Annotated in this window: 19 protein-coding genes; 5 read left to right on the plus strand and 14 right to left on the minus strand. The window is 60.7% G+C overall.

All coding sequences use genetic code 11. The features are described 5' to 3' along the window. Positions 1-36 precede the first annotated feature (36 nt). From AB4O01_RS04865 to AB4O01_RS04885, 5 genes are all read left to right on the plus strand, one after another. Complete coding sequence (locus AB4O01_RS04865) at positions 37-1701, plus strand: AMP-binding protein (RefSeq protein WP_460090840.1); 1665 nt, start codon at positions 37-39, stop codon at positions 1699-1701. Positions 1702-1717: 16 nt separating this feature from the next. Continuing rightward, positions 1718-2479, plus strand: a complete 762-nt coding sequence (locus tag AB4O01_RS04870) for an SDR family NAD(P)-dependent oxidoreductase (protein ID WP_460090842.1) — start codon at positions 1718-1720, stop codon at positions 2477-2479. Positions 2480-2491: 12 nt separating this feature from the next. Beyond that, positions 2492-3685 (plus strand): acetyl-CoA C-acyltransferase, encoded by a 1194-nt coding sequence (locus tag AB4O01_RS04875; RefSeq protein ID WP_460090844.1) that lies wholly within the window; start codon positions 2492-2494, stop codon positions 3683-3685. Positions 3686-3828: 143 nt separating this feature from the next. Then, entirely contained in the window at positions 3829-4956 is a 1128-nt protein-coding gene (locus tag AB4O01_RS04880; RefSeq protein ID WP_460090845.1) for an acyl-CoA dehydrogenase, read from the plus strand. A gap of 16 nt (positions 4957-4972) precedes the next feature. Further along, positions 4973-5746, plus strand: coding sequence for an enoyl-CoA hydratase (locus AB4O01_RS04885; RefSeq protein WP_460090846.1), 774 nt, complete (start codon positions 4973-4975; stop codon positions 5744-5746). Between the two features lie 381 nt (positions 5747-6127). Here AB4O01_RS04885 and AB4O01_RS04890 read toward each other — a convergent pair whose 3' ends face one another. The 14 genes from AB4O01_RS04890 to arnB form a co-directional block, all read right to left on the minus strand. Further along, complete coding sequence (locus AB4O01_RS04890) at positions 6128-7279, minus strand: acyl-CoA dehydrogenase family protein (protein ID WP_093432721.1); 1152 nt, start codon at positions 7277-7279, stop codon at positions 6128-6130. A gap of 3 nt (positions 7280-7282) precedes the next feature. Beyond that, the gene (locus AB4O01_RS04895; RefSeq protein WP_460090849.1) at positions 7283-8389 is read right to left on the minus strand and encodes an enoyl-CoA hydratase/isomerase family protein; all 1107 of its coding nucleotides are present in this window, start codon (positions 8387-8389) and stop codon (positions 7283-7285) included. 180 nt (positions 8390-8569) lie between these two features. Further along, positions 8570-9256 carry an HPP family protein gene (locus AB4O01_RS04900; RefSeq protein WP_460090850.1) on the minus strand — a complete coding sequence of 229 codons (687 nt, stop codon included), beginning with the start codon at positions 9254-9256 and terminating at the stop codon, positions 8570-8572. Positions 9257-9412: 156 nt separating this feature from the next. Continuing rightward, positions 9413-10591, minus strand: coding sequence for an MFS transporter (locus AB4O01_RS04905; protein WP_093432712.1), 1179 nt, complete (start codon positions 10589-10591; stop codon positions 9413-9415). A gap of 197 nt (positions 10592-10788) precedes the next feature. After that, entirely contained in the window at positions 10789-11307 is a 519-nt protein-coding gene (locus AB4O01_RS04910) for a GNAT family N-acetyltransferase (RefSeq protein WP_460090851.1), read from the minus strand. A gap of 36 nt (positions 11308-11343) precedes the next feature. Continuing rightward, positions 11344-12963 (minus strand): ArnT family glycosyltransferase, encoded by a 1620-nt coding sequence (locus tag AB4O01_RS04915; protein ID WP_460090852.1) that lies wholly within the window; start codon positions 12961-12963, stop codon positions 11344-11346. After that, on the minus strand, positions 12936-14315 hold the full coding sequence (locus AB4O01_RS04920) for a UDP-glucose dehydrogenase family protein (RefSeq protein WP_034153972.1): 1380 nt from the start codon (positions 14313-14315) through the stop codon (positions 12936-12938). Before AB4O01_RS04920 ends, AB4O01_RS04915 begins: the two co-directional genes overlap by 28 nt. Beyond that, the gene (gene arnF / locus AB4O01_RS04925) at positions 14312-14716 is read right to left on the minus strand and encodes a 4-amino-4-deoxy-L-arabinose-phosphoundecaprenol flippase subunit ArnF (RefSeq protein WP_016986767.1); all 405 of its coding nucleotides are present in this window, start codon (positions 14714-14716) and stop codon (positions 14312-14314) included. Before arnF ends, AB4O01_RS04920 begins: the two co-directional genes overlap by 4 nt. Then, a complete protein-coding gene (gene arnE, locus AB4O01_RS04930) occupies positions 14713-15057 on the minus strand; it encodes a 4-amino-4-deoxy-L-arabinose-phosphoundecaprenol flippase subunit ArnE (protein WP_460090855.1) in 345 nt (114 codons plus the stop codon). The genes arnF and arnE overlap by 4 nt, the downstream gene beginning before the upstream one ends. Next, entirely contained in the window at positions 15054-16706 is a 1653-nt protein-coding gene (gene arnT, locus AB4O01_RS04935) for a lipid IV(A) 4-amino-4-deoxy-L-arabinosyltransferase (protein ID WP_257355100.1), read from the minus strand. Before arnT ends, arnE begins: the two co-directional genes overlap by 4 nt. Further along, positions 16703-17587 (minus strand): 4-deoxy-4-formamido-L-arabinose-phosphoundecaprenol deformylase, encoded by an 885-nt coding sequence (arnD, locus tag AB4O01_RS04940; RefSeq protein WP_099759110.1) that lies wholly within the window; start codon positions 17585-17587, stop codon positions 16703-16705. The genes arnT and arnD overlap by 4 nt, the downstream gene beginning before the upstream one ends. Continuing rightward, positions 17587-19578 carry a bifunctional UDP-4-amino-4-deoxy-L-arabinose formyltransferase/UDP-glucuronic acid oxidase ArnA gene (gene arnA / locus AB4O01_RS04945; RefSeq protein ID WP_414925983.1) on the minus strand — a complete coding sequence of 664 codons (1992 nt, stop codon included), beginning with the start codon at positions 19576-19578 and terminating at the stop codon, positions 17587-17589. Before arnA ends, arnD begins: the two co-directional genes overlap by 1 nt. After that, positions 19575-20600: an undecaprenyl-phosphate 4-deoxy-4-formamido-L-arabinose transferase gene (arnC, locus tag AB4O01_RS04950; RefSeq protein ID WP_099759112.1), complete on the minus strand. Its 1026-nt coding sequence runs from the start codon at positions 20598-20600 to the stop codon at positions 19575-19577. The genes arnA and arnC overlap by 4 nt, the downstream gene beginning before the upstream one ends. Further along, positions 20597-21745: a UDP-4-amino-4-deoxy-L-arabinose aminotransferase gene (gene arnB / locus AB4O01_RS04955; protein ID WP_320336807.1), complete on the minus strand. Its 1149-nt coding sequence runs from the start codon at positions 21743-21745 to the stop codon at positions 20597-20599. The genes arnC and arnB overlap by 4 nt, the downstream gene beginning before the upstream one ends. Positions 21746-21982 lie beyond the last annotated feature (237 nt).

Genomic DNA, 21982 nt, shown 5'->3' on the forward strand with positions numbered 1-21982 from the left:
CTTCCCAGCCTAATAAAAAACAGAGGGATTCTGGCAATGCGCGATTACTTGTCTGCCACTGAACAGTTCAACTATCAGCACACCGTGGATGCCGCGCTCAGCGGTACGCTTGCGGCGCTCAACGCCTGCGTCGAATGTTGCGACCGTCATGCCTTGCCCGGGCGCATTGCGCTGTTCTGGGAAGGCCGCGACGGCGCCAGTGCGACGTACACCTTCAGCGACCTGCAGGACAAAGCCGCGCGTTTCGCCAACTTCCTCCTCGCTCAGGGCGTGCAGAAGGGCGACAAGGTCGCCGGCCTGCTGCCGCGCAACATCGAATTGCTCATCACCGTGCTCGCCACCTGGCGCATCGGCGCGGTGTATCAACCGCTGTTCACCGCGTTCGGCCCCAAAGCCCTCGAACATCGCCTGAACAGCTCCGGCGCCAAAGTCGTGGTCACCGATGCGGTCAACCGGCCGAAACTCGCCGAAGTCGCTGACTGCCCGACCCTCGTGACCGTAGGCGGCGCCAAAGGCCAGGGCATCGTCCGTGGCGACTTCAGCTTCTGGGCCGAGTTGGCCAATTATTCCAATGTCTGCGAACCGGTCCTGTTGACCGGCGAAGACCCGTTCCTGCTGATGTTCACCTCCGGCACCACCGGCCCTTCGAAAGCGCTGTCGGTACCGCTCAAAGCCATCGTCGCGTTCCAGAGTTACACCCGCGATGCGGTAGACCTGCGTCCCGAAGACGCCTTCTGGAACGTCGCCGATCCGGGTTGGGCCTACGGCATCTATTTCGGCGTCACCGGGCCATTGTCGATGGGCCATCCGATCACTTTCTACGATGGGCCGTTCACCCTCGAAAGCACTTGCCGGGTGATCAACAAGTACGGCATCACCAACCTCACCGGTTCGCCCACCGCTTATCGCTTGCTGATCGCCGGTGGCGACGAATTCGCCAAGTCGATCAAGGGCAAGTTGCGCATCGTCAGCAGCGCCGGTGAGCCGCTGAACCCGGAAGTCATCCGCTGGTTCGCCGACAACCTCGGCGTGGTCATCCACGACCATTACGGCCAGACCGAACTGGGCATGGTCCTGTGCAACCACCACGGCCTTGATCACGCGGTGCACGTTGGTGCCGCCGGTTTCGCCTCACCGGGTCATCGCATCGTGGTGCTCGACGATCAGTACAACGAACTTGGTGTCGGCCAGCCGGGCATTCTCGCCATCGACCGACCGCAATCGCCGATGTGCTGGTTCGGCGGTTACGAAGGCGCGCCGACCAAGGCTTTCGTCGGCGATTACTACCTCAGCGGCGACACCGTGGAATGGAACCCGGACGGCAGCATCAGTTTTGTCGGCCGCAGCGATGACGTAATCACCACATCGGGCTACCGCGTAGGCCCGTTCGATGTCGAAAGTGCGCTGATTGAGCACCCGGCGGTGGTCGAAGCGGCCGTCGTCGGCAAGCCGGACCCGGAGCGCACCGAACTGGTCAAAGCCTTCGTCGTGCTGAGTGCGCAATACCGCGCCGCGCCGGAGCTGGCCGAAGAATTGCGCCAACACGTACGCAAACGTCTGGCCGCACACTCATACCCGCGTGAAATCGAATTTGTCAGCGAATTGCCCAAGACCCCAAGTGGCAAATTGCAGCGCTTTATCTTGCGCAACCAGGAAATCGCCAAGGCTCAAGAGGCTGCGGCGCATAACGTTTCAGCTTGAATCAGGAAGTCCAGTCATGCAGATCGAAAACAAGGTTTTTATCGTCACCGGCGGCGCGTCCGGCCTGGGTGCCGCCACCGCTGAATTGCTGATCAGTACCGGCGCCAAAGTGATGCTGGTGGACATGAATGCCGAAGCTGTCGCCGCACAGGCGCAGCGTTTGGGCGCGCAAAGCGTCGTTGCCGATATCAGCAACGAAGCCGCCGCTGAAGCTGCCGTGCAGGCTACCGTCAAAGCCTTTGGCAGCCTCAACGGTCTGGTCAACTGCGCCGGTATCGTCCGTGGCGAGAAGATCCTCGGCAAGAACGGCCCACATGCACTGAGCAGTTTCGCCCAAGTGATCAACGTCAACCTGATCGGCAGCTTCAATATGTTGCGCCTGGCCGCTGCGGCCATCGCCGAAGCCGAGGCCAATGCCGACGGCGAACGCGGCGTGATCATCAACACCGCCTCGGTCGCAGCGTTCGACGGCCAGATCGGCCAAGCGGCGTATTCCGCTTCGAAAGGCGCGATCGCCAGCCTGACCCTGCCGGCCGCCCGTGAGCTGGCGCGCTTCGGCATCCGCGTGATGACCATCGCCCCGGGCATTTTCGAAACGCCGATGATGGCCGGCATGACCCCGGAAGTCCGCGATTCGCTGGCCGCCGGCGTACCGTTCCCGCCGCGTCTGGGCAAGCCTGCCGAGTACGCCGCGCTGGTTCGGCATATCATCGAAAACAGCATGCTCAACGGCGAGGTGATCCGTCTCGACGGTGCCTTGCGCATGGCCGCCAAGTAAGGAGGATTTGTCATGACTATTTCCAACGATCCGATTGTCATCGTCAGCGCCGTGCGCACGCCGATGGGCGGCTTTCAGGGCGAACTGAAAAGCCTCACCGCGCCGCAACTCGGTGCTGCTGCGATCAAGGCTGCGGTTGAACGTGCCGGTGTTGCCAGCGACGCGGTCGATGAAGTGCTGTTCGGTTGCGTACTGCCTGCGGGCCTCGGTCAGGCGCCTGCACGTCAAGCGGCACTGGGCGCCGGGCTGGATAAATCGACCCGCTGCACCACGGTCAACAAGATGTGCGGTTCGGGCATGGAAACCACCATTCTCGCCCATGACATGCTTATAGCTGGCAGCGCTGATGTGGTGATCGCCGGTGGCATGGAAAGCATGTCCAACTCGCCGTATCTGCTGGATCGTGCTCGCGCCGGTTATCGCATGGGCCATGGCCGCGTGCTCGACTCGATGTTCCTCGACGGTCTCGAAGACGCCTACGACAAGGGGCGCCTGATGGGCTCCTTCGCCGAGGATTGCGCCGAGACCAACCACTTCAGTCGTGAAGCGCAGGACGCCTTTGCTATCGCCTCGACCACCCGCGCGCAGCACGCGATCAAGGACGGCAGCTTCAAGGATGAAATCGTTCCGCTGACCGTGACCGTCGGCAAAGAACAGGTGCTGATCAGCCACGACGAGCAGCCACCGAAAGCCAAACTGGACAAGATTGCCTCGCTGAAACCGGCGTTCCGCGAAGGCGGCACGGTGACGGCGGCGAACTCCAGTTCGATCTCTGACGGCGCGGCGGCACTGGTGCTGATGCGTCAGTCGCAGGCGCAGAACCTCGGCCTGAAACCGTTGGCGGTGATCCATGGCCACGCTGCGTTCGCCGACACCCCGGGTCTGTTCCCGGTGGCGCCGATTGGGGCGATCAAGAAGCTGATCAAGAAAACCGGTTGGTCGCTGGGTGATGTCGATCTGTTCGAAGTCAACGAAGCGTTTGCCGTGGTTGGCATGGCGGCGATGACGCACCTGGAAATCCCCCATGACAAGTTGAATGTGCATGGTGGCGCCTGTGCGCTGGGTCATCCGATCGGTGCTTCGGGTGCGCGGATTCTGGTGACGTTGCTCTCGGCGCTACGCCAGAGAAAGCAGAAACGCGGCATCGCGGCGATCTGCATCGGCGGCGGCGAAGCCACGGCCATGGCTGTGGAATGCGTGTATTGATCGCTAAAATAGCCCATGTGGGAGCGAGCTTGCTCGCGAAGGCGTCCTGTCAGCCAGCATTGGAGTTGAATGACACACCGCATTCGCGAGCAAGCTCGCTCCCACAGGGGTTCTGTGTGGTAACCAGGATTTAAGGATTCACCATGATTCCCAACGAAGACCAAACCCAGATCCGTGATATGGCCCGGCAATTTGCCGAGGAACGCTTGAAGCCGTTCGCCGCCGAGTGGGATCGCGAGCACCGTTTCCCCAAGGAAGCCATCGGCCAGATGGCCGAACTGGGCTTCTTCGGCATGCTCGTGCCGGAGCAGTGGGGCGGTTGCGACACCGGTTACCTGGCGTACGCCATGGCTCTGGAAGAAATCGCCGCCGGCGACGGCGCCTGTTCGACGATCATGAGCGTGCACAACTCGGTCGGCTGCGTGCCGATCCTCAAGTTCGGCAATGACGATCAGCGTGAACGCTTCCTCAAACCGTTGGCCAGCGGCGCCATGCTCGGTGCCTTTGCATTGACCGAACCACAGGCCGGTTCCGACGCCAGCAGCCTGAAAACCCGTGCACGGCTGGACGGCGATCACTACGTGCTGAACGGTTGCAAACAGTTCATCACCTCCGGGCAAAACGCCGGGATCGTGATTGTGTTTGCGGTGACCGATCCGAGTGCCGGCAAACGCGGTATCAGCGCGTTTATCGTGCCGACCGATTCACCGGGCTATAAAGTCGCTCGCGTCGAAGACAAGCTCGGCCAACACGCCTCCGATACCTGCCAGATCCTCTTTGAAGATGTGAAAGTGCCGGTGGCCAACCGCCTGGGTGAAGAGGGCGAGGGCTACAAGATTGCTCTGGCCAACCTTGAAGGCGGTCGCGTCGGCATCGCTTCGCAAGCGGTGGGCATGGCCCGCGCGGCGTTTGAAGCGGCGCGTGATTACGCCCGTGAACGCGACACCTTCGGCAAGCCGATCATCGAACATCAGGCCGTAGCTTTCCGCCTCGCCGACATGGCCACGCAGATCGCCGTCGCCCGGCAGATGGTGCATTACGCGGCGGCCCTGCGTGACAGTGGGCAACCGGCACTGGTCGAGGCGTCGATGGCCAAACTGTTCGCCTCGGAGATGGCCGAGAAGGTCTGCTCAATGGCGTTGCAAACACTCGGCGGTTACGGTTACCTCAACGACTTCCCGCTGGAGCGCATCTACCGCGACGTCCGCGTGTGCCAGATCTACGAAGGCACCAGCGATATTCAGCGCATGGTTATTTCGCGCAATCTTTAAGAAGGAATTTTGATTCATGACGTACGAAACCATTCTGCTGGAAACCCATGGCCGCGTTGGCCTGATCACCCTCAACCGTCCGCAGGCGTTGAATGCGCTGAATGCGCAACTGGTCAGCGAAGTGAACCAGGCCCTGGATGCGCTGGAAGCCGATTCGAACATTGGCTGCATCGTTCTCACCGGTTCGAAAAAGGCCTTTGCCGCCGGTGCCGACATCAAGGAAATGGCCGAGCTGACCTACCCGCAGATCTACATGGACGATCTGTTCAGCGACAGCGATCGCGTGGCCAACCGGCGCAAGCCGATCATTGCCGCCGTCAACGGCTTCGCCCTTGGCGGTGGTTGTGAACTGGCGTTGATGTGCGACTTCATTCTGGCCGGTGACAACGCCAGATTCGGTCAGCCGGAAATCAACCTCGGCGTGTTGCCCGGCATGGGTGGCACCCAGCGCCTGACCCGCGCCGTCGGCAAGGCGAAAGCCATGGAAATGTGCCTGAGCGGACGCATGATCGATGCGGTGGAGGCCGAGCGTTGCGGCATCGTTGCGCGGATCGTGCCGAGCGATGAGTTGTTGGATGAAGCGTTGAAGGTTGCTGCGGTGATTGCCAGCAAGTCGTTGCCGATTGCGATGATGGTCAAGGAAAGTGTCAACCGAGCCTTTGAGGTCAATCTGACTGAGGGCGTGCGCTTTGAGCGCCGGGTGTTCCATGCCGCGTTCGCGACGCAGGATCAGAAGGAAGGGATGGCGGCGTTTATTGCCAAGCGTGAGGCTGAGTTCAAAGGCAAGTAATGCGTCTAAAGCGAAAAGCCCCTCACCCTAACCCTCTCCCGGAGGGAGAGGGGACTGATTGGGGGATATTTCAGATTTACGCCGACCTGGAAGAGCTTTAGCGAATCCTTAATCGACTCAATCTTCCAGGTCGATGCATGACGCCAGACACCTCGGTCAGCTCTCTCTGCCTCTGGGAGAGGAGACTGATTGGGGGATGTTTGGGAGGTACGCCGACCTGAAAGAACTTACTGAATCCCTGATCGACCTGGTTTATCCAATCGATAATCGACTCGGTATTTCAGGTCGATGCATAGCGCCAGACACCTCGGTCGGCTCCCTCTCCCTCTGGGCGGTCCGACGTTTCGGGAGGGCTGGGGTGAGGGAAAGGGGCCAACACCGTTACAACTGATAGTTCTTCAGCTCCCGCGCAATCACCATCCGCTGAATCTCGCTCGACCCTTCATAGATCTGGGTAATCCGCGCATCGCGGTAATACTTCTCGACCGGATAATCCTCCAGATACCCATACCCGCCATGAATCTGAATCGCTGACGAACAGACCTTCTCGGCCATTTCCGACGCAAACAGTTTGGCCTGTGACGCCTGCGACAAACACGGTTTGCCCGCCGTGCGCAGTCGCGCCGCATGCAGGATCATCAGGCGTGCCGCGTTGATTTGCATGTGCATGTCGGCCAACAGATTGGCGATGCTCTGGTGCTCGTTGATCGGTTTGCCGAACTGGATGCGATCGCGCGAATACACCAGCGCCGCTTCAAACGCAGCACGGGCGATGCCCAATGCTTGCGCAGCGATGCCGATGCGACCACCTTCAAGGTTGGACAGGGCGATCGCCAGACCTTTACCGCGTTCACCGAGCAGATTGGCCTCGGGAATGCTGCAGTTGTTCAACGTCACCGCGCAGGTGTCGGAGGCGCGAATGCCCATTTTGTGCTCGGTGCGATCAACGATAAACCCCGCTGTATCGGTCGGCACCAGAAACGCCGAAATACCTTTCTTGCCCAGATCCGGATCGGTCACGGCAAAGACGATTGCCAGTTTCGCCCGTTTGCCGTTACTGACAAATTGCTTGGCGCCGTTGATCACCCACTGGCCGTCACGCAGCTCGGCGCGGGTGCGCAGGTTGTGCGCCTCGGAACCGGCCTGCGGTTCGGTCAGGCAGAAGCAGCCGATGGTTTGCCCGCTGGCCAGATCCGCCAGCCACGTTTGCTTCTGTGCTTCGCTGCCGTAATTGAGCACCGGACCGCAGCCCACCGAGTTATGGATACTCATGAAGGCGCCGGTTGCGCCGTCACCGGCAGAGATCTCTTCCACGGCCAAGGCATAGGCGACGTAATCGACGTAGGTGCCACCCCATTCTTCGGGCACCACCATGCCGAGCAAACCGAGTTCACCCATCTTCGCGACGAGCGCGTCATCGATCCAGCCAGCCTTTTCCCACGCCTGCGCATGGGGCGCGATTTCGCCACGGGCAAAGTCCCGGGCCATGTCGCGGATCATCACTTGTTCTTCAGTCAGTTCGAGATCGTGCATGGCTCAGCTCCCGCTCTCAGCAAACCCGTGGAAGAAACTCGCGACATGCTCTGCGTCCAGCGCAGCGAGGGTCGGCGGGTTCCAGCGAGGTGTCTTGTCTTTATCGATCAGCAGGGCGCGGACGCCTTCGATCAGGTCGCCGCGGGCGAACCACTGGCGATCCAGATGCAGCTCCAGCGCGAAGCACTGTTCCAGGCTCAAGTGCCGGCCGCGACGCAGCATCTCCAGGGTCACCGCCATGGCCAACGGCGAGCGGGTTTCCAGCAGGTCAGCCGTTGTGGTCGCCCATTCGTGGCTGTTGGCAACCGTCACTGCGCGTAACTGCTCGATCATGCTCGGTACGTCCGGCAGGGCGAAAAAATGGTCGATGGCCGGGCGCAAAGCCTCAAGTGGCGCATCGGGCAAGGTTTGCACCGCGTGCTTGGCGAGCAGGTTTTGCAGGGCCTTGAGCGGTGTGTCCTGCCATTCCATCTGATCGAGTCTTTCGTCGAGCAGCGCCAGTTTGCTGCTGTCCAGATACCAGTCGGCCAAGCCGCAATACAGCGCGTCGGCGGCACGGATCTGCACGCCGCTGACCCCCAGATAGATGCCCAGCTCACCGGGAATGCGCGGCAGGAAATAACTGCCACCGACATCGGGGAAATAACCGATGGCCACTTCTGGCATGGCCAGACGGCTCTTCTCGGTGACCACACGCAGATCGGCGCCTTGCACCAGGCCCATGCCGCCGCCGAGAACGAAACCGTCCATCAGCGCCAATACCGGTTTGCGGTAGTGATGAATCGTCAGGTCGAGGGCGTATTCCTCGACGAAGAAATCTTCGTGCAGCGTGTCGCCGCTTTTGAAACTGTCGTAAAGGGACCGAATGTCGCCACCGGCACAGAAGGCTTTTTCACCGGCACCGCGCAGGACCACGGCGTGAACATCGGCGTCAGTCGCCCAGGCGTCGAGCTGCTGTTGCAGCAAGCGCACCATGTCGAGGGTAATGGCATTGAGACCGGCGGGGCGGTTGAGGGTCAGGTGACCGATATGATTGCGAACCTCGGCCAGCACTTCGTTTTGCGTGGCATCCATGGACGGGGTCCGCGGGGATGAAGCCTGAGCTGTCATCAGTAACTCCCTGCTTTTATTGTCTTTATTCGAGAAGCTCGCGCGCGAGCGTTAGCCGATCGTAACAGTGCAAATTTGCCCTGTACAACCGGGATATTCGCAGGGGGAGTTTGCGTTTTTACATCACCCGAATCGCCGCGTTCCTGTGTAGGAGCAGCCTGCGGCAGCGCCTACCCGGGGTCAGCGGAATGTTTCGGTAATGCTGCGCCGTTTGGCGTGCAGTTCGCTGGCGTGGATCAGTTGTTCGAGGTCTTCGGGGGTGACGTCGATAAACGCTTCCATCTCGGCCAAGGCAAGTTTCAGGTCTTCGGCGGTGATCGCCTGACTGTCGACCGGCCCATGCACCGGAGCCGGTTCTGCCGGGCGTTTCGGGTAACGGATCCGTGTCAGGTTGTTATAGGCAAGCGCGCTGAGCAGCATGCACGCCGCGCCGAGCATCACCGGCTCCATGGCTTTCCAGTCCATGGCGATGGTCGCCGGATCGGCCAGCACCAGCGTCAGGGCCAACGCGCCAGCGGGCGGATGCAGGCAACGCAGCCAGCACATCAGGATCAGCGCCACACCCGCCGCCAGACAGGCGCTGCCAAGGGTTCGGCCAAGCACATGCGCCACCAGCAACGCGACCACGCCAGCACATAAATAGCCACCGACAATCGACCACGGCTGGGCGAGGGCGCCGGAGGACACGGCGAACAGCAACACCGCCGATGCGCCCAGCGGGCCGATCAGGTGATAGGCGACCTCATGGCCGAATACCTGCGCGCACAACCACACACTGAACAACGTGCCCAACGCCATGCCGATGGCGGCGCGGCTCCATTCGGTGGGACGGGTGTTGATGGCGGCGGGCAACCAGCGAGCGAGCATGTGAATCCGATCCTTGCAGCAAATTCGAGGCAAAAAAAGGACTTGTCCGGCATATCCGGAAAGCCCTCGAAGTGTTCCAACATTGGGGGAGGAACGCGCACAGTGTGCCGGGCAAACTCGATGCTGACAAATTCATATTAATGCAGATTTAGTGCATTAATTTTGAATTGAAGCGGCGCGACGGCCACTGACGAAACACAAATAGCCGCCCACAGCCGCCAGTGCGCTCAAGGCATAGAACATGCTCGGTGCCGGTGTGTGCATCAGCAGAAACCCGCACATGACCGGACTGAACGCACCGCCAAGCGCGGCCAGGTTCTGCGCGCCGTAATAGCTACCGCGCAATTCTTCCGGGGCGAGGGTGTCGACAAACAGAAAGTCGGCCGGGTAAATGATCATCTCGCCCAAGGTGAAGATGAACATCGCCACGCACCAGCCGACCAGGCTGTCAGCCAGACTGAAGCCGATCAGCCCGACGATGAACAACGCGGTGCCGCCGGCAATCCAGTGGCGCAGGTGCTCGCGGGTGAGTAATCGGCCGATCTGGTACTGCAACACAATCACTGTGATCGCGTTGCAGGCAAGGAGGGCGGCCATGGTATCCAGCGTCTGTTGCTGGGTGTGGGTGACCAGCAGGTATTGCGACAGGTACAGGGTGAAACGCCCGTGCACCAGCGTGCTGAGCAGGCAGCCCAGGGTAAACAGGATCATCGTGCGGTCGTTCTTCAGGATGATCAGGGTTTTCAGAAAGCTGGGGGGCGCAGCGATTGCCGAGACCGGGTTCACTTCACGCGTGGCACCGAGCAGCAGAAAGATGCTCCCGATGGCAATCGCGCCCGCGACGATAAACGGCGCTGACGGCTGAACGCCGGCAATCACCACGCCGATCATCGGGCCGACGGCGTAACCGATGTTGGTCAGCGTGTAGTTCAGGGAAAACGCCTTGACTCGCTGGCCCACTGGCAGGTTTTCACTGAGGATGGCTTTGGAGCAGATCAGGAACAGCGCCGACGCGGTTTCGCTGATGATCAGCACCAGGGTGACCAGGTACAGATTCTGCGCGAAGGTCAGCAGGATCAGACCGATACCGCTGGAAAGCATGGTCAGGATCAGCAACTGGCGCTTGTCCAGCCGATCAATGATGTAGCCGCCATAGAGCGACAACAACGTGGCGCTGAACACCGCGATCCCCAGCAGCAGGCCGACGTCTTGCGGATTGAGGTCGAGCTTGTTGCTGAGGAACAGCGTCAGTAGCGGGCTGATCAGAGCGCGGCTGATGACGACGGTCAGCGAACTGATCATCAACCGGCGGATGAGGCGCGAGTAGGTAGCCACGAAGGGTCAATGTCCTTATTTCAAATGCCTGGCGGGCGTACGTCATCCTTACCGGCCAGTCACCACAGGTCAAGCTGCCATAACACCATCCCTGTGGGAGCGAGCCTGCTCGCGAATGCGTCGGGTCAGATACATCAATGTTGACTGACACTCCGCCTTCGCGAGCAGGCTCGCTCCCACAAGGACCTTCATTGCTTTCAAATCAGGGGCAGGCGCATCGCGCAGCGGCGCTCTGCGGGAAAGCCGAAGAGGACTTCGGCTTGCAGCGCATCGCGCAAATGGCGGTCGGTGTGTGCAGGCGTCAACTCGACAAATCCCATCCGTTGATAAAACGGTGCATTCCACGGCAGATCGCGGAAGGTGGTCAGCGTCACTGAGTTCAACTGCATCACGCGCGCTTGTTCAATGACTGCCGCAACCAGTGCGCGACCCATGCCTTGTCCTTGAAAAGCCTGACTGACGGATAGCTCCTCAATGTGCATGTGCTGATCAATGTCTACAGCACGAACAAATCCAGTCAGTTGCCCATCGCTATTTTCAGCAACCCACACGTACGCCTGTTCGATGGCCTGCAGATGTTGGCCAGCATCGGGCACCTCGGCATTAGCCAGCCACGCCAACGGCGGTTCAAGACGAAACAATTGCGCGGCCGAACGCTCGATCGCGGGGAGGGCAACCGCGTCAGCAGGGCTGGCGCGGCGTACGTCGAAGGTCATATTGAGGCGAATCCTACCGATCAAGAGGTCGACAGGTTACGGTTTCAGCCACAGCAATACATAGTCGTTTTTATCAAAACGCCCGTTCAACACCGGCTGCGCGCTTTCCAGCGGCGTGCCCTTGAGAGATGGCAGATCACTGCGATCCATCATCAGCCACGCCGGACCTTTGAGCGCCTCCAGTTGCTGGATCGAGTCGCTGAACTGCGGTTGCAGATCCTGCTCGATATTGACCATGAACTTGATCGCTTTCGCATCCTTGCCCATGCCGTGCAGCACCAGCGGCGCCGGGTTTTGTTGAACCTGGGCAAACACCGCGTGACTGAATGCCTGGGTGTCGTACAAACGCCGCTCCACCGGCTCGAACACTGCCGCGTACACCGTCCACAACGCCAACACCGCGGACAACGCCAATACCTCGACACGCCAACGTGGGAGCAACAATCGCGACAACGCCAAGAGTTGCAGCAGGCCCAGCGCGATCAACACCCAAGACACGTCACTCAATTGCTCGGGAAAGCGCCGTTGAGCGACCAGCAAAACCACCAGCAGCAAGCCCGGCGTGACCAGCCACAAGCCCATGATCAAGCCGCGCAAATAGCGGAACACTCGCCCATGCGCAACCTGAAACGGATACGCCGCAATGATCGCCGCCATCGGCAGCATCGGCAGCAGATACCGCGCTTTCTTCGCTTGAGGAATCGACAGGCCGACCATCACAATCAGTCCCGCCGCCGCGCAGTACTGCACCAGACGCAGCGCCGGGCCACGTTGCTGCGGCTTGCTCAGCCAGGCCGCCACCAGTACCAGCAATGCCAGCGGATAGGCCAGCGCGTAGTTGCCGAACGAACTGGTGAAGTAATACAGCGAACCGCTGACGCCTTCGCTGCCGTCCATGCGCCCCATGAACTGCATGCGGATCACGTCCTGCAAGAAGACCGGGCCACCGCTGAGTTTCGCCAGCCACAACAGCAGGCCGACACAGGCTGCGAGCAGCAGCGAAGCCAGTACGCCGAACACCAGCAGTCGCGACCACTCACGGTTGAGCAGGTAATAGCTGCACAGCATGCCGGTCGGCACCACCAGCCCAATCGGCCCGCGAATGCCGAAGCCGAGCAGCAGCAACGCGAAGATCAACGGCCAGTGACGCCTGCCGGCAAAATGCTCATGGGCATAACCCAGATAGAACACCGCGAAGGCCACCGCCGCGAGCATCAAGTCCTGCGACACCGCGCGCACTTCAGTGACGAAACCGCTGGTGAGCATCAGCAACGCAATACTGATCAACGCCCAACACCGCGAGTACGGCGCCAGCAGTCGATACATCAGCGTCACGATCAGCGCACCGGCGACGGCACTTGGCGCCCACGCCGTAAACGCGTTCACAGTGCCGAACGGCAGCGACAGCAGCCAGATGAACAGCGTCGAAACCGCTGAATAATCCGCATACGGTTGACCATAGGTGGTCGGAAACACCGTCGGCCCATGGCGCAGCATTTCTTGCGCGAACAACACGAACCGCGAATCGAAACCGATCGGGGCCTGCCCGTAGACCCCGGCCATGAACACTAAAAACGCCAGCAGCCCTGCGATCAGGGACTGCCGGCGAATCTCAGGCGATAAGCTGATCAAGCGACGTCGGACGCGTGTGGCCATTGTTGCAGCGGGATCGGCAACTTACGCGATTCGCCACGGCCCATCGGGAAGTAATGGAAACCGTTACGTGCCAGACGCTCGGCGTCGTAGAGGTTACGGCCGTCGAAGATCACCGGACTGTTGAGGCGCTGTTTGATCAGATCGAAATCCGGCGCCTTGAACTGCTGCCATTCGGTGCAGATGATCAGTGCGTCGGCGCCGGGCAGTACCGATTCCGGCGTGCCCATTAGCATCAGCTTCGACTCGTCCGGATAAAGGTTCTGGGTTTCCTGCATGGCTTCCGGGTCGAAGGCGCGCACGCTGGCACCGGCGGCCCACAGTTCTTCGAGCAGGACACGGCTTGGCGCATCGCGCATGTCATCGGTGTTGGGTTTGAACGCCAGGCCCCACAGGGCGAAAGTCTTGCCGCGCAGGTCACCCTTGTAGAACGCGTTGATGCGCTCGAACAACTTGTGTTTCTGCCGCTGGTTGATCGCCTCGACCGCTTGCAGCAAATCGCTGGAGCAGTGCGCTTCTTCGGCGCTGTGGATCAACGCGCGCATGTCTTTGGGGAAGCACGAGCCGCCATAACCGCAGCCCGGATAGATAAAGTGGTAACCGATGCGCGTGTCGGCGCCGATGCCCTGGCGCACCGATTCAATGTCGGCGCCCAGGTGCTCGGCGAGTTCGGCGATCTGGTTGATGAAACTGATCTTGGTCGCCAGCATGCAGTTGGCGGCGTATTTGGTCAGCTCGGCGCTGCGCAGGTCCATGAACATGATGCGGTCATGGTTGCGGTTGAATGGCGAGTACAGATCGCGCATCACATCGCGCACTTCATCGCCTTCGCAGCCGATGACGATACGGTCCGGGCGGCGGCAGTCAGCAACGGCCGAGCCTTCCTTGAGGAATTCCGGGTTGGAAACGATATCGAATTGCAGCAGGCGGCCGGTTTTGATCAAGGCTTTTTCGATGTGCTTGCGCAAGGTGTCGCCGGTGCCCACCGGTACCGTGGATTTTTCCACCAGAATCAGCGGCTGCTCACGATGGCGGGCAATCGCGTCACCCACCGACAGCACGTAGCGCAGATCCGCCGAGCCATCCTCACGCGACGGCGTACCCACGGCGATAAACGCGACTCGACCGTGCTGCACGGCAAGTTGCTCATCAGTGGTGAATTGCAGGCGTTTCGAGTCGAGACCTTCGCGCACCAGGCTGGCCAGCCCAGGCTCAAAAATGCTGACATGACCCTGGCGCAACAGGTCGACCTTCTTCTGGTCGACGTCCATGCACACGACATCATGGCCGACCTCGGCCAACACAGCCGCTTGCACCAGACCGACGTAACCGCTGCCAAATACTGTGATTTTCATGGAGCACTCCTGAATTCGGGCGCACGAGCCGGACGAGTGTTGATGGTGATGACCCCGAGCATGACCAGCGCCACGCCGAGTGATTTAGTGAAACTGAAGGATTCGTTGAACAGCGGCAGACTGGCCGCCAGCAGATACACCAGCGCATAGCTGATGCTCAGCAGCGAGTAAGCCCGGCCCAGCGGCAGATCGCGCAGGGCGGCGAGCCAGCAAAGCATCGATAGGGCGTAGGCAAAAACCGCCGCAATGACCACGGCCAGCGCTCGCCAATCGAGGCTGTCGATGTGCAGCCATTGTTCCGGCACGGGCAGGCGGGTCATGCTCCAGCGCATGCCCAGTTGCGCAGCGCTGACGAGGAACACGCTGCCCAGCGCGAAGGTGATGCCGCGACGTTGATTCATGACTGTTGCCCCAGCAAAACCACGCCGCCGATCACCAACGCCACGCCAAGCCAATGCTGGCGGTCGATGGGTTCACGGAAGACGAAGCGCGCAATCAGGGTGATCAGCACGAAGTTGAGGCTGAGCATCGGGTAGGCGATGCCGACTTCCAGACGCTGCAACACCAGCAACCAGACCAACAGACCTGAGCCGAGGGCGAGCAGGGCCAACCACAACCACGGCGTACGCAGCTTTTCGGCCCAGCCCGACTCGACGCCGCGCCAGCTCTCCACGGCGTACTTCTGCGCCACCTGGCCGAGGCAGGTCAGCAGGCACGCGGCCAACAGCAGCAACAGGCTCATGACGCTTCCTTGGGCAGGATCATGATCACCAGGTTGCCCTGTTCGTAACGGAGGCCGTCCTTGGGCAACTTGTCGATTTCGTCCAGTTCGTCCTGCCCCTTGACGCGCATCACCACGCCGACCGAACCGCTGCGGCGCGCCTCACGCATCCACTGTTGCACGTCTTTGGTGTCAACCCGCTGTTGAATGCCGTCAGGATAGGCAAGGCCATATTTCAGTTCGCCTATCGTGTTGTACAACGCCACTTGCGGCGTTTTCAGGCGCCAGGCCAGCGCCGAAGCAGCCCCCAGATCGTTGCTCAGCAAGTGGGTGGTCTGCGCCAGTTCCGTGACGTGATGCTTGATGAACTGATCCGGCATCTTGTTGGCGACCACCGATTTCGGCAGCGCCGCCGGCAACACCGCAATCAGCAACAGGCTGCCGAGTGCCGGTGCTGCCCAGCATTGCAGCGGCAGAAAGGCTTGCAGCAGGTTGGCGATGATCCAGCCGATCAGTGCGATAAACACCAGCACCATGCTGTGCAGTTCGTGGTCGTAAACCGGTTTGGTCAGTTGCAGATAAACCAGCGCGATCAGCAACACAATGCCCAGCGCCAGATTGAGCAGGCCATTGATGCTCAGCGCACGTCCTTGCTCCAGGCGCAAACGGTCGGCGAGCGCATTGCCCAGCAACAACGCTATCGGCAGCAGGCACGGCAGGATGTAGGTCGGCAGTTTGCCGTTGGCCAGGCTGAAAAACCCCAGCGGCATCGCCAGCCAGAGCAGCACAAAGACCACTTTCGGCTGAGCACGGCTTTGCCAGGCTTGTTTGAACGCGGTCGGCAGCAGCCCCACCCACGGCAGACTGAACGCCACCAGCAGTGGCAGGTAGAACCACCAGGGCGCATCGTGTTGCGCATCGTCACCGGCAAAGCGGCGGATGTGCTCGTGCCAGAAGAAGAACCGCCAGTAGTCCGGCTCCTGCGCATGCACTGCGAGCACCCACGGCAGGCTGACGAGGATCGCCACGGCAATCGCCACCGGGCCGAACATCAGCAGTTCACGCCAGCGTTTTTGCCAGAGCATCCACGGCAGGGCGATCAGCACCGGCAGCAGCCAGGCGAGAAAGCCTTTGGTCATGAAACCCATGCCACAGGCCAGCCCCATTACCGCCCAGGCTGCCATGCGCTTGCCGCCGGTTTGACTGTCGAGGGCAAACCACAGCGCCACCAGACTCAGATTGACCCAGAAGGTGAATTGCGGATCGAGGTTGGCGTAACCGGCCTGACCGGCGACGATAGTGAAACTCATGTAGAGCAGGGCGCAGACGAAGCTTTTGCGCGGCTCGTTCCACAAGCGCCGAGCGACCAGATAGCACAGCAGCACGCTCAACCCGGTGCTGAGCGCCGACGCAAAGCGCACGCCGAACAGGTTCTGCCCGAACAACTCCTGACCCAGCGCGATCATCCAGTAACCGGCAATCGGCTTCTCGAAATAACGCAGGCTCATGAAGTGCGGCGACACCCAGTTGCCACTGAGCAGCATGTCCTGGCTGATCTGTGCGTAACGGGTCTCATCAGGAATCCACAAACCGTGCGTGCCTAGCGGCAGCAGATAGGCCAGCAAGCAAATACCCAGCAACAGCAGTGGCAGCGTCCAGCGTTTAATCATGCGCCTTGCACTCCCAGCCAGCCTTCACGGCCGTCGAGGGCGCCGCGTTGCACGCGACCCACGGGCAAGGTGTTGAAGAACTCGGGCAGCAAGTCGCCCAGTGGTTTGAAGTCGATGTTGCGTTGGCGCGCATCGGCCAACAATTGACGAAAATCCTCAGCCATCAGAATCCCTTCTACTTCGGCGTGAATGGTGTAGACGTTGAGTTGTTGCGGGCGAAAGTGATCAAGGATGAAACCGTTGAAATCCCGCGCCGCGACGATCGGGCCGACGACTTCGTCGAAGGTCGGCAGGTCCACCGGAATCTGCGGGGTGCCCGGCGTACCGTCCGCCAGCAAAGGGCGAAACAGGTGTTGCCCACGACAATCGCTGTTGTAGCGAAAGCCGAAGGCTTGCTTGGCCTCGATCACGCGTTCGTCCGCACGCCAACCGGCGGCGGCCGAGCACTCGACTTTCTCGCCGAGAATGTCGCTCAAAGTGTCGACGCCCTGACGGATCTGCTCGATCAGTTGCGCATTGCTCCAGCGCCCGGCATTGGCCTGCCAGCCGTGGTGATCCCACGCATGCAGGCCCACTTCATGACCGGCGTCGCGGGCCTGACGCATCAGGTGCCCGAGATCGCGGCCGATCGGCTTGCCCGGCCACGCGGTGCCGGCGAGCAGAATGTCCCAGCCGTACAGGCCGGCAGCATTGGAGCGGAGCATTTTCCAGAGAAACTGCGGGCGGATCAGGCGCCACAGATGCCGGCCCATGTTGTCCGGGCCGACACTGAAGAAGAACGTTGCCTTGATCTGCGCCTCGTCGAGCATTTCCAGCAGCCGCGGCACACCTTCACGGGTGCCGCGGTAGGTGTCGACGTCGATACGAAGTCCTGCCTGCATTACTTCTTGTCCGCGATTTCGAGCATGGCCTCGCGCAAGAAGAAATCGAGCGTATTGCCGATGGTCTCGCGCATTTCCACGGTCGGTGTCCAGTCGAGCAGACGCTTGGCGTTGGCAATGCTGGGTTTACGGTGCTCAACATCCTGGTAACCGGCACCGTAGAACGCCTTGCTTTCCACGTCGCGGAAACCGGCGAACGGCGGGAAGTTGTCACGCAGCGGGTGCGCTTCGAACTGACGCAGTAGCTCTTCGCCTAACTGACGGATGCTGGCTTCGTTGTCCGGGTTGCCGATGTTGATGATCTGGCCGTTGCAGACGTCGTTGTCGTTATCGATGATCCGCGCGAGTGCCTCGACGCCGTCAGCGATGTCGGTGAAGCAGCGTTTCTGCTCGCCACCGTCGAACAGGCGAATCGGCGTGCCTTCGACCAGGTTGAGGATCAACTGGGTGATGGCGCGGGAGCTGCCGATGCGGGCCGAATCCAGACGGTCAAGGCGCGGGCCCATCCAGTTGAACGGGCGGAACAGGGTGAAATTCAAGCCCTTGGCGCCGTAGGCCCAGATCACCCGGTCCAGCAGTTGCTTGGACACGGAGTAGATCCAGCGCTGCTTGTTGATCGGGCCGACCACCAGGTTGGAAGTGTCTTCATCGAAGTGTTTGTCCTGGCACATGCCATAGACTTCCGAGGTCGACGGGAAGATCACGCGCTTGTTGTACTTGACGCAGTAGCGCACCAGTTTCAGGTTTTCTTCGAAGTCGAGTTCGAACACACGCAGCGGGTTGCGGGTGTATTCGATCGGCGTGGCGATGGCCACCAGCGGCAGGACCACGTCGCACTTCTTGATGTGGTACTCGATCCACTCGGAGTGAATGCTGATGTCGCCTTCGACGTAGTGGAAGTGCGGATGGCTGCGCAGACGGTCGATGGCGTCGGAACCGATATCCAGACCATAGACTTCATAGCGGTCATCGCGCAGCAGGCGCTCGGACAAGTGATTGCCGATAAAACCGTTGACGCCGAGGATCAGCACGCGCGTGCGACGTGGCGCACGGCCGGATTCGGCACCGCGCAACAGCGAGCCGTCGACCAGGCCGAGTTCGTTGGCCAGTTGTGGGCCACTGAGGAACAGGCCGTTGTCGTTGCGCTGGCCGGAGAGGATCACCAGCGAGTCTTCGCCACAGGCAATGCGCAGCGGGTCGACACTGATCACCCGGCCCGGCGCCTGACCGTCGTTGCCTTTGACGACTTCGGCGCTCCAGACGATGAGTTTGTGTTCGCCGACCGCGCAGAACGCGCCCGGATACGGTTGGGTCACCGCCCGCACCAGGTTGAACAGTTGCTCGGCCGGTTTCGCCCAGACCAGTTTGCCGTCCGCAGCGGTGCGACGCCCGAATACGCTGGCTTTCGATTCGTCCTGCGGGGTTTCGCTGATCTTGCCTTGCAGCATGGCTGGCAGGGTGTCACGCAACAGATCGCTGGCCGCAGCGCGCAATTTGCCGTGCAGGCTCAACGCGGTATCGCTGCGTTCGATGGCGACACGTTGCTGAGCAACGATGGCGCCGGCATCGGCACGCTTGACCATGCGGTGCAAAGTGACGCCGGTTTCGCTTTCACCGTTGACCAGTACCCAGTTGGCTGGGGCGCGGCCACGGTAGCTTGGCAGCAGCGAACCGTGCAGGTTGAACGCACCTTTTTTGGCCACGGCCAGCAACGACTCGCTCAGCAGGTTGCGGTAGTAGAACGAGAAGATGTACTCAGGGGCGAGCTTGGCAATCCGCTCGATCCACAACGGGTGGTTGACGTCTTCCGGCGCATGCACCGGGATGCCTTTGTTGGCGCACAGTTGCGCAACCGATCCGTAGAACGCGTTCTCTTTCGGGTCATCGGCGTGAGTGAACACCGCCGCGATGTCGTAGCCGCTGTCGAGCAGGGCTTGAATGCCGGCACAGCCAATATCGTGGTAAGCGAAGACAACAGTTTTTGCACTCATGAGAGAACCTGACCGGTAGTAGAAGTAGTAGTGGAGAGACCATCAACGGTGACTGCAGGCGCCGGCTCGGCGGCGTGGCTGCGCAAGACTTTTTCAATGAAGAAACGCGGGCGGGCGCGCACGTCGCTGTACATGCGTCCCAGGTATTCGCCGAGCAGGCCCATGCCGATGAACTGGCCACCGGTGAACACGAAGAGCACGGCGAACAGCACGAACATGCCGTCACCGGCCCAGCCGGAACCGAAGGCCAGACGCATGACGATCAACGCAAAAGCAAACAGCAATCCAAGCCCGGCCATGGTGAAACCGACGATGCTCAGCAGGCGCAACGGCGTGGTGGTCATGCAGGTGACCAGGTCGAACATCAGGTTGATCAGACGCATCGGGCTGTACTTCGAATCGCCGTGCTCACGTTCGGCGTGGGCCACGACGATTTCGGTGGTGTGGCGGGCGAAGCTGTTGGCCAGAATCGGGATGAAGGTGCTGCGTTCACGGCAGGCGAGCATTGCGTCGATGATCGTCCGGCGGTAAGCGCGGAGCATGCAGCCGTAGTCGCTCATGGCGACGCCGGTGGAGCGTTGCACGGCGAGGTTGATCAGCTTCGACGGATAGCGGCGCAGGGCCGAATCCTGGCGGTTGCCGCGCACGGTGCCGACCACGTCGTAACCCTTTTCCGCTTCGGCGACCAAGCGCGGGATTTCTTCCGGCGGGTTCTGCAGGTCGGCGTCGAGGGTGATCACGACATCACCTTTGCATTGTTCGAAACCGGCCATGATTGCTGCGTGCTGGCCGTAGTTACGGTTGAGGATGACCGCCACGAACGGGCTGTCTTCACGGGTCGCGGCTTCTTCCAGAAGGTTGGCGGACTCGTCACGGCTGCCGTCGTCGACGAGGACGATTTCAAAGTCGTGACGCAGCATCTGGCAGGCGGCTTCAGTACGGCGCAGCAGTTCCGGCAGGCTGTCCTGTTCGTTGTAGACCGGGATAACGATCGACACACAGCGGATCGGATAAGGTTTCACGGGCGTTTGTCCATAAGAGTGGCGATGGCACCGACCACGCGATCAAGGTCTTGATCGCTCATGTCGGGAAACAACGGAATCGAGCACAGCCGCGCCGAGTTCCATTCGGTGTTGGGCAGATACAGATCGGGGTCACGCTGGCGATACCAGGTGTGCAGGTGAGTGGCGATGAAATGGATACCGGTACCGATGCCCTGGTCCTGCAAGCCTTTCATGAAGGCTTCGCGGTCCATGCCGCAGCGCTCGCTGTCGATGCGCAGGATGAACAGGTGCCAGGCGTGGGTTTGTGCGTAGGCGGGCAAAGCCAGTGGTTGCACCGGCAGGCCTTCGAGTTTTTGCCGGTAGGCGGCGGCCAGTTCAGTGCGGCGCGCGTTGATCGCGTCGAGACGCTCCAGTTGCACCAGGGCAATCGCCGCATTGATGTCGGCGAGGTTGTATTTGAAACCCGGCTCCATCACTTGCGCCTGCGGCTTGCGGCCACCGGTCAGGCGATCGTAGGCGTCGACACCCAGACCATGGAACTTGAGCATGCGCACACGGCTGGCCAGGGCTTCGTTGTCGGTGACGAACATCGCGCCTTCGGCACAGGTCATGTTCTTGATCGCGTGGAAGGAGAAAATCGCCGTGCCTTGCGAGCCGACGTGGCGCCCCTTGTAACGGGTGCCGGCAGCGTGGGCGGCGTCTTCGATAACGGCGATGCCGTGTTTGTCGGCCAGCGCATACAGCGGATCAAGATCAAATGCGGCGCCGGCGTAATGCACCGGAATGATTGCTTTGGTGCGTGGGGTGATGGCGGCTTCGATGCGTGCGGCATCGGTCATCAAGGTGTCGCGATCAACGTCGACGAACACCGGCGTGGCGCCGAGCAGGGAAATCATGTTGGCGGTCGAGACCCAGGTCTGCGACGGGGTGATGACTTCGTCACCCGGGCCAATGCCCAGCGCCAGCAAGGTAATGTGCATGCCGCCGGTGGCGGACGAAAGTGCCACCGCGTGGCGACAGCCAACGTATTGCGCGAATTGTTCTTCGAGTGCCTGATTTTTCGGTCCGGTGGTGATCCAGCCGGAACGCAATACTTGCTCAACGGCTGCAATTTCTTCATCGCCGATACTCGGGCGAGAGAAGGGGAGAAACGCCTGACTCATGAACACCTCATCACAAACAATCAGAAGAAAACCAATTCACCGGGTAGGATCCAATCTCAGCGTAGACGCAAAAATTACCTTTGCATCAATAAGTTGCTGAAAAGACTTACCGTCGGGGTTCGGTTGACTTTTGTGGCTTCGCGCGGCAGTTTGAACGGCGCCGACACGGGATCTGTTGGAATTAAGGTTATGCCCGTTTTTGTGAAAGGAACATGAAAAACCGGTCGGCGAATCGTT

The sequence above is a fragment of the Pseudomonas sp. S2_E02 genome (genome assembly GCF_054668355.1).